10 protein-coding genes are annotated in these 12,124 nt (G+C 71.1%); 2 read left to right on the forward strand and 8 right to left on the reverse strand.

Annotated features, from left to right (window positions below):
* Nucleotides 1–32 precede the first annotated feature (32 nt).
* From BIV25_RS36205 to BIV25_RS36215, 3 genes are all read right to left on the reverse strand, one after another.
* Nucleotides 33–788 (reverse strand): thioesterase II family protein, encoded by a 756-nt coding sequence (locus BIV25_RS36205; RefSeq protein WP_071376768.1) that lies wholly within the window; start codon nucleotides 786–788, stop codon nucleotides 33–35.
* Between the two features lie 85 nt (nucleotides 789–873).
* A complete protein-coding gene (locus tag BIV25_RS36210; protein ID WP_256256862.1) occupies nucleotides 874–2,385 on the reverse strand; it encodes an FAD-dependent monooxygenase in 1,512 nt (503 codons plus the stop codon).
* A 242-nt stretch (nucleotides 2,386–2,627) separates the two neighbouring features.
* Nucleotides 2,628–3,038: a hypothetical protein gene (locus BIV25_RS36215; protein ID WP_071376770.1), complete on the reverse strand. Its 411-nt coding sequence runs from the start codon at nucleotides 3,036–3,038 to the stop codon at nucleotides 2,628–2,630.
* Nucleotides 3,039–3,451: 413 nt separating this feature from the next.
* Here BIV25_RS36215 and BIV25_RS36220 point away from each other — a divergent pair, with 413 nt between their 5' ends.
* Nucleotides 3,452–5,029, forward strand: coding sequence for an acyl-CoA carboxylase subunit beta (locus BIV25_RS36220; RefSeq protein WP_071376771.1), 1,578 nt, complete (start codon nucleotides 3,452–3,454; stop codon nucleotides 5,027–5,029).
* An 89-nt stretch (nucleotides 5,030–5,118) separates the two neighbouring features.
* On the opposite strand, the gene BIV25_RS36225 is transcribed toward BIV25_RS36220, so the two are convergent.
* From BIV25_RS36225 to BIV25_RS36235, 3 genes are all read right to left on the reverse strand, one after another.
* Nucleotides 5,119–6,345 (reverse strand): cytochrome P450, encoded by a 1,227-nt coding sequence (locus BIV25_RS36225; RefSeq protein WP_071376772.1) that lies wholly within the window; start codon nucleotides 6,343–6,345, stop codon nucleotides 5,119–5,121.
* A gap of 163 nt (nucleotides 6,346–6,508) precedes the next feature.
* Nucleotides 6,509–7,354, reverse strand: a complete 846-nt coding sequence (locus tag BIV25_RS36230; protein WP_071376773.1) for a DUF4097 family beta strand repeat-containing protein — start codon at nucleotides 7,352–7,354, stop codon at nucleotides 6,509–6,511.
* 83 nt (nucleotides 7,355–7,437) lie between these two features.
* Nucleotides 7,438–7,956 (reverse strand): toxin-antitoxin system HicB family antitoxin, encoded by a 519-nt coding sequence (locus BIV25_RS36235; protein ID WP_071376774.1) that lies wholly within the window; start codon nucleotides 7,954–7,956, stop codon nucleotides 7,438–7,440.
* Nucleotides 7,957–8,141: 185 nt separating this feature from the next.
* Between BIV25_RS36235 and cimA the strand changes: the two genes are divergently transcribed.
* Nucleotides 8,142–9,776, forward strand: coding sequence for a citramalate synthase (gene cimA / locus BIV25_RS36240; RefSeq protein WP_071376775.1), 1,635 nt, complete (start codon nucleotides 8,142–8,144; stop codon nucleotides 9,774–9,776).
* Between the two features lie 59 nt (nucleotides 9,777–9,835).
* Here the strand turns inward: cimA and BIV25_RS36245 are convergent, their stop codons facing one another.
* Nucleotides 9,836–11,272, reverse strand: coding sequence for an MFS transporter (locus tag BIV25_RS36245; RefSeq protein WP_079177091.1), 1,437 nt, complete (start codon nucleotides 11,270–11,272; stop codon nucleotides 9,836–9,838).
* 46 nt (nucleotides 11,273–11,318) lie between these two features.
* Entirely contained in the window at nucleotides 11,319–12,083 is a 765-nt protein-coding gene (locus BIV25_RS36250) for a TauD/TfdA family dioxygenase (protein WP_071376776.1), read from the reverse strand.
* Nucleotides 12,084–12,124 lie beyond the last annotated feature (41 nt).

The raw sequence follows: 12,124 nt of genomic DNA on the forward strand, positions 1-12,124 counted from the left end.
GCCGGCAGGGCCCTCGCGCTGTTGGCGGCCGGTCAGGAAGCGGCGGCCTGCGTGAGCAGTCCCTCGGTGACGGCCGCGGCGACCGCGTCGAGCTGGCCGAAGAGGTAGAAGTGGTCGCCGGGGAAGACCTTCAGAGCGAAGTCGCCGGTGGTGTGCGCCCGCCAGGTCCCGGCGTCCTCGACCGTCGTCATCGGGTCGCTGTCCCCGGTCAGCGCGGTCACCGCAGCGGTGAGCGGCTCGCCCCCGCCCCAGCTGTACAGGCCGAGGGCCCGGTAGTCGGCCCGCAGCGCCGGCAGCACCAGCTCCAGGAGGTCGGGGTCGTCGAGCATGGACTGGTCGGTGCCGCCCAGCCTGCGCACATCGGCCAGCACATCGTCGTCGTCCCACAGGTGGTAGGGGACGTGGTCGGTCTCCGGCCCGCCCCGGCCGGACAGGAACAGCCGCTGCGGGCCGGGCAGTTCGCCCCTGGCCAGCACCCGGGCCGTCTCGAACGCGACGAGCGCGCCCATGCTGTGGCCGAACAGGGCGTACGGCCGTCCGTCCGCGGTCAGTTCGCGGGCCAGCTCCCCGGCCACCGCCTCGACGAGCGAGGGCAGCTCCGTGAACGGCTCCTCGCGCCAGCGGTCCTGGCGCCCCGGGTACTGCACGGACACCACGTCGAAGTCCCCGGGCAGCGCGTACGCCAGCTCCTTGAAGGCCGTAGCGGAGCCTCCCGCGTGCGGGAAGCACACGAGCCGCGGCCCGTTCCCCGCGGCCGTGGTGAAGCGGCGGAACCACGTGCTGTTCACTGTCGGTGTGTCCCTTCGTCTGTGTGGCAGGGCCGGTGCCCGCTCGTGATCGGGGACCGGCCCTCCGTTCGTCTCGGGCGGTGTCTCAGCCGCGCAGTGCCGGGCCGAACCAGGTGGCGAGGGCGGCCCTGAGCGCGGAGGTGTCGGACGCGTCGGCGGTGGCCCAGGCGACATGGCCGTCGGGGCGGATGAGGAGCGCGGCGGGAGCGGGGACATCACCGATGGCCGGAACGGGCCAGAGCTCGTCCTCGCTGCGCGCCTCGACGAGGTCGACGCGATCGGCCCAGCCCTTGGCGGCCGCCGCCACCTCGGCGCTGCCGCACAGGTCGAGCAGGACCGGGCGGGCGGTGTGCAGCAGCTCGTAGACACAGGCGACGCCGTCGGACGCGTCGAGGTCGGCGTCCGGGACCCGGCGGCCCGCCAGCGGGTGGTCGCCGTCGACCGGGTACGTGATGTCCAGCGCCGTCAGCAGGTGGCGCAGGTACTGGTTGACGTCGTCGAACACCATGAGGGAGCTGAACACCTCACGCAGCGCGTCCGTCTGGGGGCCGGGACGGACCAGGGCCGACTGCGCCCGGGTGTTCTGCAGCACGCGCTCCCCGACCGGGTGGCGCTCGGCGTGGTAGGTGTCCAGCAGGCTCTCCGGTGCCTGGCCGCGCACCACCGAGGCGAGCTTCCAGCCGAGGTTGACCGCGTCCTGCACACCCATGTTCAGCCCCTGCCCGCCGGCCGGGAAGTGGATGTGCGCCGCGTCCCCCGCGAGCAGCACCCGGCCCTTGCGGTACTGGGCGGCCTGGCGTGCCGCGTCGTTGAACCGGGAGACCCACCGCGGGTTGCGCATGCCGAAGTCGGTGCCCGCGACCCGGATCATCGACTCCCGCAGCCGCTCGAAGGTGACCTCTTCGTCACGGTCCACGACACGGTCGAACTCGGACGTGATCACCCGGTGCCAGCCCGGCTCGAAGGCGATCGCCGAGTAGTCGCCGCCCGGCGTACGGCGCACCCAGACGTAGTCCTCGGGCAGATCGGGGAGTTCGACGTCGCCGATCAGCGCGGTCATCGTCGCCTCGGTGCCGGGGAAGTCGATGCCCGCCAGCTTGCGTACCGTGCTGCGCCCGCCGTCGCAGCCCACGAGATAGCGGGCGCGCAGCGTCGCGGGTGCGCCCGCCGCCGCGGTCACTCCGACGGTCACGCCGTCCTCGTCCTGCTCGATCCCGATCACCTCGGACGACCTGCGCACCCGTACGCCGAGCTCGGCGGCCCACTCCTCGAGCAGCCGCTCGATGGCGGACTGCAGGATCATCAGCGGGTAGGGGTGCCGGGACTCGGACTCGTCGAAGTCGAGATAGAGGCCGGAGAAGTGGCCCACCGGCTGCAGTTCGCCCTCCGCCAGGAAGCGCTCCAGGACGCCGCGCTGGTCCAGCACCTCCAGGGTGCGGGAGTGGATCCCGCCGGCGCGGGACTCGCCCGACCGCTGCGCCAGCCGCTCGACCACCATCACGTCGGCGCCCGCCAGCCGCAGTTCGCAGGCGAGCATCAGGCCCGTGGGCCCGGCGCCCGCGATCACCACGTCCGTGTCCATGCCGGTGTCTCCCACGTCGGTCCCCTCTTTCCCCTGCGCCTGTGACGACGTCGAACCACCTCCACGGTCACTCACGTGGAGCGGTGGTTCAAGACAACTCGGCCCCGGGACGGGGTACTTCGCCGACTTCGCCGTCGGACTCGCCTGTCCCGCCGGCGGGACAGGACTACGGGACGGGGCACGGGGGTTCGGGGCGGGAACGGCCTCGACCCCGTCGGGGAACTCTCCGACGGGGTGAGGGCGGCGTCGTGCGGCCGTCAGGCGGCGTCGAGGGCCTGGGTGATCTTGTCGGTCATCGCGGCCAGGGTGGGGTTGATCTCGCCCTTGCGGGACCGGGTGGCGGTTTCGATGGCGACGAGGACGGTGCTGCGGAAGTTGTCGGCCTCTTCCGGCGCCTTCTTCCTGAGCAGCTGCACGGCCGTCGTCAGGGCGGGCAGGACGCGGTCGGCGATCTCGGCGGTGGACGCGCCGCTCATGTCCCCGACCGAGGACTTCTCGGCGAGCACGTGCCCGATCAGGCCGGTCCCGGAAGTGAGGGCGATGCTGCCCTGGGCGGCCACCTTGTGGGGCGAGTCGATGCCGGCGGCAGCGGCGGCCATCAGCGCGACGGCGCCGTACGCGGCATTGCGCAGGGTGAGCTTGTCCTGGTCGCTGAGGGTGACGGACATGGTGGGGGGCTCCTTCGCGTCGTACGCCGTGCCCGGCGTCGCTCCGTTTCCGTGGCTCCAGTGTGGCACATTCATGGTGCCACTGCGAGTAAAAATGGCGCCATTGATGTGCCGTTTGGCGTCGTCGGCGGTCCCGAGGTGGGGCGCACGCGAGGCCCGCCGGCGCCCACGGGGGATGGTGGGGGCGCCGACGGGCGGTGCGGCGCTCCGTGAGGGCTCATGACCGTCCGTACCGGAGCTCACGACCCCGAAGCCTCCCACCCCGCACTTGACGCGGACTCGCGCGGCGCTGGAGCGCCGTCACGGCCGGCGCCGTCGTCGTCCGGCGCTCCAACCGGCTTCGAGCGACGTGGCAGAAGCTGGCCGTTGTTCACACGACGGACGGTTCATCACAACGGCCGGAAGGGACACTCATGACCGCCCTGGACGACAAGCCGGTCGGGCAGCGGTGCGGCACGGCCGCCGAACTCGCGGCCGTACGTGACGCCATGCGCCGGGGGCCCAGCGACAAGGCCACCGAGGCGCAGCACGCCAAGGGCAAGCTCACGGCCCGCGAGCGGCTCCGGCTCCTCTTCGACGACGGCCTGTTCACCGAGGTCGAAGGGTTGCGCAGACACCGGGCGACGGGTTTCGGCCTGGAGGACAAGCGCCCCTACACCGACGGCGTGGTCACCGGCTGGGGCCGGGTGTTCGGCCGGACCGTCTTCGCGTACGCCCATGACTTCAGGATCTTCGGCGGCTCCCTCGGTGAGGCGCACGCCGAGAAGATCCACAAGATCATGGACATGGCCGCCACGGCCGGCGCCCCGATCGTGGGCCTGTGCGACGGCGCCGGGGCGCGCATCCAGGAAGGCGTGACCGCGCTCGCCGGGTACGGCGGGATCTTCCAGCGCAACGTCCGCAACTCCGGGGTTATCCCGCAGATCAGCGTCATGATGGGCCCCTGCGCGGGCGGGGCGGCCTACTCTCCGGCGCTGACCGACTTCGTGTTCATGGTGCGCGGCACCTCACAGATGTTCATCACGGGGCCGGACGTGGTCCAGGCCGTCACCGGAGAGCGGATCAGTCACGACGAACTGGGCGGCGCCGACGCCCACACCACTCTCTCCGGAGTCGCCGGATTCGCCTACGACGACGAGGAGAGCTGCCTCGACGACGTCCGCTACCTGCTGTCCTTCCTGCCCGCCAACAACCGTGAGCAGCCGCCGTCGGAACCCAGCGCCGACCGGCCCGACCGGCTCACCCCGGCCCTGCTCGACCTGGTGCCGTCCGACGAGAAACGCGCGTACGACGTGCGCGAGGTCATCGCGGAGTGCGCCGACGCCGGCGACTTCTTCGAGGTGCACGAGGCATGGGCGCCCAACGTGGTGTGCGCCCTCTCCCGGCTGGACGGGCATGTCGTCGGCATCGTCGCCAACCAGCCGGCCGCGCTCGCCGGGGTCCTCGACATCAAGGGCAGCGAGAAAGCGGCCCGCTTCGTGCAGATGTGCGACTCCTTCAACATCCCGCTCGTGACGCTCGTGGACGTGCCCGGCTTCCTGCCCGGCGTCGACCAGGAGCACGGCGGCATCATCCGGCACGGCGCGAAACTCCTCTACGCCTACTGCAACGCCACGGTCCCCCGGATCCAGCTGATCCTGCGCAAGGCGTACGGCGGCGCGTACATCGTCATGGACTCGCGCTCCATCGGCTCCGACGTGTCGCTGGCCTGGCCCGGCAACGAGATCGCGGTGATGGGGGCGGAGGGCGCCGCAGGCGTCGTCTTCCGGCGCGAGATCGCGGCCGCCGCCGATCCCGAGTCCGCTCGCCGGCAGCACATCAAGGAGTACCGGGAACAGCTCATGCACCCCTACTACGCCGCCGAACGCGGACTGGTGGACGACGTCATCGACCCCGCGGAGACCCGCATCAGGCTGATCGACGCACTCGCCATGCTGCGCACCAAGTACGCGGCGATGCCCTCCCGCAAGCACGGGAACCAGCCCCAGTGACCGTGCCCGCGCCGTGAGCGCGGGCACGGACCGACGGTGCGGACCGGAGCACCTGACGGCCCCGGTCGACGCGCCCGTCGCCTACGGTCCTACCGGGCCGTCTCCGTCCAGGTGACCGGCAGTCCGTGGACGCCGTAGATGTTCATGTCGGTCCTGAGCTTCACCTCGCCGGCGGGGACGGCGAGCCGGAGGGTCGGGAAGCGGCGCAGCAGTCCGCCGAAGGCGGCGCGCATCTCGATGCGGGCCAGCTGCTGGCCGAGGCACTGGTGGACGCCGTGGCCGAAGGACACGTGCCCGCGGGCCTTGCGGCGGATGTCCAGGGTGCCGGGCTTCTCGAAGCGCTCGGGGTCGTGGTTGGCGGCCAGCAGGGAGACGACGACGGTCGATCCCTCGGGGATGGTCTCGCCGCAGAGCTCGATGTCCTCCGTGGCGTAGCGGAAGAAGATGTCGGCCACGGACAGGTAGCGCATGAGTTCTTCGACGGCGTCGGGCATCAGCTCCGGGTCCGCCCGGAGTTCGTCCGCCTGCTCGGGGTTCTCCAGGAGCGCGAACGTGCCCAGCCCCAGCATGTTGGCGGTGGTCTCGTGGCCCGCGAGCAGCAGGAGGAAGGCGATCCCGGTCAGTTCCTCGATGGTGAGGTCGTCACGGCGGGCCAGGTCGGACAGGATGTCCTCACCGGGGTCGGCGCGCTTGCGCGTGACCAGTTCGGCGAGGTACGTGGTCAGGCCGGTGTACGCGGCCATCTTCTCTTCGAGTGCCACGTCCTTCTCCATGAACGTGGCCGAGTTGGTCTGGAAGCTCTCCCGGTCCGCGTAGGGGATGCCGAGCAGTTCGCAGATCACCAGCACGGGAATCGGCAGCGCGAACTCCTTCACCAGGTCGACCGGCGGGGTCAGGCGCGCCATCTCGTCGAGCTGCCGCTCGGCGATCTCGGTGATGTGTTCTTCGAGCTGCTTCATGCGTTTGACGGTGAAGGCACCGGTGAGCATGCGCCGCAGCCGGGTGTGGTCCGGCGGGTCCATGCTGATGAACAGACCCGGAATCTGCGGGGAGGGTTCGGTGGGGGCGGGCATCCCGGGGACGTCGTACGGGACGTGCAGAACACCGAGGTCCTGGCGGGAGCTGAACCGGGTGTCGGCCATGAGCCGGCGGACCGCTTCGTAGCCGGTGACGAGCCAGCCCTCGTGACCGTCGGGGAAGACCATGGGGCTGACCGGGCGGGCCGCGCGCAGCTGGGTTATCCGGCGGGGCGGGTCGAAGGGGCCGGCGTCGCGCTCGGTCGGGAGGCCGTGCAGGACAGGAGCTGTCTCACTCATGGGATTGCCTTTCGTAACGGTTGGCGCGGCGGGTGCGGCTGGACGGCTGCGGGCGGCTGCGGAACGGTCCGTCTTCGTGCGGGCATGGCGGAGAAGGTCATGATTCCCTCCCTGTCGAAGGATCAAGTAGCAGGGGAACGGGGTGAGTTGAGGGGGCGGGCCGTCAGGGCTTGGCGCGGAGGATATCGATGTTCCCGTGCCGGGTGCGGGCGCGGACCTCGACGGTGTCCTCGGTCTTCTCCGGGCCCTTGGCGGCGCTGAGCATGTTGCGCACCTGACCGGAGCCCGAGCTGACGTCGAGCCAGGCGGCCGTGCCCTCCCGGATGCCGATCTCGATGGCGCCGTAGGAGGTCTCCAACTGGACGGTTCCGCGGGCCACGTCGGCCGCGCGCAGGGTGCCGTGGGCGGTGGTCGCGGCGACCGAGCTCTCGGCGCGCGCGATGTCGATGTCCCCGTGGCCGCCGCTCACCCGCAGCTCGCCGAGCACGGCGCCGACGGAGGTCGTGCCGTGCGAGTTCTTCAGGACGGCGGAGCCGTCGACGGTGCCGACGCGCAGGCTGCCGGTGCTGGTGGTGATCTCGGCCTTGCCCTCGACCCGGTCCACGGTGATCGAGCCGTGCGACGCGGTCAGCTGCAGTGGTCCGGTCGTGTCGAGGCGGACGTCGCCGGACGAGGTCTTCATACGGACCTCGCCGAGCCGGCCGTCGCCGAGCACCTGGGCCCAGCCGCCGGTCATGTCGACGCGTGAGCCCGTGGGCAGTTCGACCGTCACGTCGACGGTGCCGGGACGGCGGAGCGAGTTGCGCTGCTTGGGCGTTCTGACGGTCAGGGTGCCGCTCGCGTACATGACCTCGGTCTGCTCGGCGGCCCGCACGTCCCGGTCGGTCTTCGTGTCGCGGGGCAGCACCTCGACGACGGTGTCGACGCGGTCGCCCGCGGTGAAGCGGATGGAGCCGGCCTCCACATGGGCGGTCACGGAGATCGGTTCGGGAGTGTCGAAAGCAGGCATGGCTGTCTCGTCCTCGTGGGTCTCATGGTCGTCCCCGCTGGTGAGGACGTGGTGGGGGTGAAGCCGGGCGGGCGTGGGCGCGGCTAGCGCACCCATCCCGTGAAGCCCTGACCGACGGTGTGGATCTTGCCCGTCGCACGGGGTCTGGTGCCGCCGTCGACCGCGGCCGACACGGCGCGCACCAGCCACGCGTTGACCGACAGCCCCTCGCGGGCCGCGGCCTCCTCGGCGCGGGCCTTGAGGTGCGCCGGCAGTCGCAGGTTGACGCGGGCGGTGCCACCGTCGTCGCCTTCGGTGAGGGGCGGTGCCACGAGTGGTTCGGTGGGTGCGGCCGGTGCTTCCGCGTGGACGCTGTCGCCGGGCGGCAGCGTCACCACGAAGTCGGGGTCCAGTCCGCGCAGTCGTACGTCGACCGAACCCGGGGCGAGCTCGCGGGTGATCTCGTCCATGGCGGCGGAGAGCACATTCAGCATGGTCAGGCGGGTCGCCGACTCCAGAGGAGTGATGAGCCGCTCGGCCACCTCACGGGCATCCTCCCCGCCGGCTTCGGCGGCCACCGCGAGCTCACGGTGGAGGGTTTCGACATACGGGGCGAGGTCCATGACGTCATGATGGCACCACTGTGGCGTCATGCGCAAGCGTTCATGGCGTCAGGCGGCGTCAGACGGTGCGAGAGGTTCTGTCTTCTCGGCCCATCCTCGACCGGGAAACGAGCGCCAGGGCGCATAGATGGACGGTGGAGCCGGTTCTACCGGGTAGACCGAGATCCCATACAGGAGCCATCAGCATGAGCAGCAGCCTGCGCGAACGCACTGGGGAACCCACCGGCGAACTCGACGACTCGTTCCACGTCTTCGACACGACGCTGCGCGACGGCGCGCAGCGCGAGGGCATCAACCTCACCGTCGCGGACAAGCTCGCCATCGCACGGCACCTGGACGACTTCGGCGTCGGTTTCATCGAGGGCGGCTGGCCCGGCGCCAACCCCCGCGACACCGAGTTCTTCGCCCGCGCGCGGGAGGACGTCGACTTCCGGCACGCGCAGCTCGTGGCCTTCGGCGCCACCCGCCGGGCCGGTGCCAAGGCCGCCGACGACCTGCAGGTCAGGGCCCTGCTGGCAGCCGGCGCCCCGGTGATCACGCTGGTCGCCAAGTCCCACGACCGGCATGTGGAACTGGCGCTGCGCACCACCCTGGAGGAGAACCTGGAGATGGTGCGGGACACCGTGTCGTACCTGGTCGCCCAGGGCCGCCGGGTCTTCGTGGACTGCGAGCACTTCTTCGACGGCTACCGCGCCAACCCGCGCTACGCCGAGGCGGTCGTCCGCACGGCGTCGGAGGCCGGCGCGGACGTGGTCGTGCTGTGCGACACCAACGGGGGCACGCTCCCCGCCCAGGTCCAGGCGATCGTGCGCACGGTCCTCGCCGACACCGGCGCCCGGCTCGGCATCCACGCCCAGGACGACTCGGGTTGCGCGGTCGCGAACACCCTCGCCGCCGTGGACGCGGGCGCGACCCACGTGCAGTGCACGGCGAACGGCTACGGCGAGCGGGTGGGCAACGCCAACCTGTTCCCGGTGGTGGCGGCCCTGGAGCTGAAGTACGGCAAGAAGGTCCTGCCCGAGGGCAGACTCCGCGAGATGACCCGGATCTCCCACGCCGTCGCCGACATCGTGAACCTCACCCCGTCGACACACCAGCCGTACGTGGGAGTGTCGGCCTTCGCCCACAAGGCGGGCCTGCACGCTTCCGCGATCAAGGTCGACCCGGACCTGTACCAGCACATCGACCCCGAGCTGGTCGGCAACCGGCTGCGCATGCTCGTCTCCGACATGGCGGGCCGCGCCTCGATCGAGCTGAAGGGCAAGGAGCTCGGCATCGACATCAGCGGCGACCGCGACCTGGTCGGCCGGGTCGTCGCGCGCGTCAAGGAGCGCGAGCTCAACGGCTACACGTACGAGGCCGCCGACGCCTCCTTCGAACTCCTGCTGCGCGAGGAGGCCGAGGGCCGCACCCGCCGCTACTTCCGCATCGAGTCCAGGCGCGCCATCGTCGAGGACCGTCCCGACGGCAGCCACGCCAACGAGGCCACGGTGAAGCTGTGGGCCAAGGGCGAGCGCATCGTCGCCACGGCGGAGGGCAACGGCCCGGTCAACGCCCTCGACCGCGCTCTGCGCGTCGCGCTGGAGCGCATCTATCCGCAGCTCGCCGAGCTCGAACTGGTCGACTACAAGGTCCGCCGCATCCTGGAGGGCAAACAAGGCACGGAGTGCACGACCCGGGTCCTGATCTCCATGTCGGACGGCCAGGACGAGTGGTCCACCGTGGGCGTCGCCGAGAACGTGATCGCCGCCTCCTGGCAGGCCCTGGAGGACGCGTACACCTACGGGCTGCTGCGGGCGGGCGTCGAACCGGCCGAGTAGCGCCGTGACGGCAGGCGAGTCGAGCAGGGCGGCCGGTGGACGGGTTCGCGTCCGGGGTGCTACTCGCTCTCTCCCGCTTTCGAGGAGCGGAAGGCCAACGTCCCCACGAACGCCAGCGCGGCCATGACGGCGGCGCCGGCGAACGCGGCGGTGATGCCGTGGGCCAGGGCTGCCCTCGGCGTCGTACCCGTCACGTCCCGGGAGTACGCCCCGAACACCGTGGTCAGGATCGCCAGGCCGAGCGTGACACCCGTCTGCTGAATCGTCTGCAACGCCCCGCCGGCGGCCCCGGCCGCGCTGGGCGGCACCTTCGCCATGATGATCACGCTCAGCGGCATCAGCCCCAGCCCGGTGCCGCACCCCATCAGCACGGTCGCTGCGAACACGACGGGGAAGTAGCCGGTATCGGGCGTCAGCCGGGTCAGCAGTACCAGTCCGGCGACCAGCAGCGCGGTGCCGGTCATGGTCACCGGCTTGGGCCCGAACCGCCGCAACAGCCGCGGCACCAGGCGGATCATCGCGAACATCAGGACGGCCGTCGGCAGGAACGCGCAGCCCGTCGACAGCGGGCCTGCCCGGCGTACGTCCTGCAGGAACAGGGACAGGAAGAAGAACATCGACATGCTCGCCATGTAGCCGACGAACACATTGGCGTACGCGGCCGCGCGATCGCGGTCGGCGAACAGCACCGGCGGCAGCAGGGGCTGCGCCGCCCGCTTCTCGACGAGGAGGAAGACCGCGATCAGCGCGGTACCCACAAGGAGCGAGAGATCGATCCTCACATCGCCCCAGCCGTGCGTCGCGGCCCGGATGAAGCCGAACACCAGGGCGGTGACCCCGCCCGTCGCGGTCACCGCACCCAGCAGATCCAACCTGGCCTCCCGCTTGGGCACGAGCGGCAGGTACCGCCCGGCCAGCACGACCGCCGGCACGCCCAGGGGGACGTTGATGAACAGGACCGCCCGCCAGCCGAGCCACTGGGCCAGCAGACCACCGAGGATCAGGCCGCCCGCGAATCCGGCACTCGCCATCCCCGAGTACAGCGCCAGCGCGCGCACCCGGGCCTTCGGCTCGGTGAAGACCGTGTTCAGCAGCGCCAGCGCGTTCGGTCCGGCCATGGCGGCGCCGGCGCCCTGCGCGACCCGGGCGGCCAGCAGCCAGTCGGCCGACTGCGCCAGGCCCCCGGCCAACGACGCCGCGGTGAACAGGGCGACGCCCGCGACGAACAACCGCCGCCGGCCGAACAGATCGCCCGCGCGGCCGCTGAGCGGCAACAGCCCGCCGAACGCCAGGGTGTACGCGTCGAGGACCCAGGGCAGACCGGTGGCGCTGAAGTCCAGGTCGGTCCGAATGCGGGGCAGCACCACGTTCATGACCGTGACGTCAAGGACGATCAACAACTGGCAGCTGAGCAGGATGGCCAGCACGATGCCAGGGCGAAGAGGACGACCGTCCGCGCCGGCCTCGACATCCGGGAGCGCTGCGACATCAGACATGGGGACTCCAGGTGGGGGAGGGAAACAGCGGCCGGGAGGATCGGCGTCAGCCGACCGAGATGCGGCGCAGCTTTCTCGGGGCGTCGGCGGAGTAGGCCGCGCGCGCGTGCACGACGCGCCGGTTGTCCATGACCAGGACCTGGCCGACCTGCCACCGGTGTGCGTACATCACCTCGGGAACGCTCAACCACCGCGCCAGTTCGGCGAAGAGCGCGGAACTCTGCTCCTTGGTGCAGCCGACCACGGCCGCGCCGTAGTTGCGTTGCGGATCCTCCGGGTGGTCGAGCCCGACCCAGAGCGTGTCCCCGCCCGTGACCGGGTCCACCTGCACCGGTGCCACGACCGGGTTGCCCTCGGGCCGCTCCACGTAGAAACCCGACACCCTGGACCAGTACTCGATCCGGATGCCGCGCAGTGTCTCCACCAGGGCGGCGGGAGCCGTCGCGAAGAACGCGCGGCTGCCGGCGATCAGCGTCTCGCCCCCCTCGTCCGGGGCTTGCAGACACTCCAGCCCGATGTAGCTGACCCTGTTCGCGTTCAGGAGCGCGTCGACGTGCATCGGTATGGCGCCGGTCCGGAACTGCGAATTGTCGGTCCCGGGCCGCTGCTCCTGGATGAGCTGCGTTCCGAACCGGTACGCCGCCGCCGTGCCGAGCGGCGCCATGATGTCCTCCAGGGACATCGGGTCCGGGCCCTCGGGCTCCAGGACGACGAAGCCGTGGCGCTCCAGCTTCTCCAGGTACGGCGCGGACGCCCCGCGGCCGCAGCGAGCGTCGGCGGCCGAGCGCCGCATGTCATGAGTGAAGACCATGGTTGCGTCTCTTCGCTGATCGGTGATGTGGCATCGGGTAC

It is taken from the genome of Streptomyces sp. MUSC 14, assembly GCF_001866675.1.
Lineage (GTDB): Bacteria > Actinomycetota > Actinomycetes > Streptomycetales > Streptomycetaceae > Streptomyces.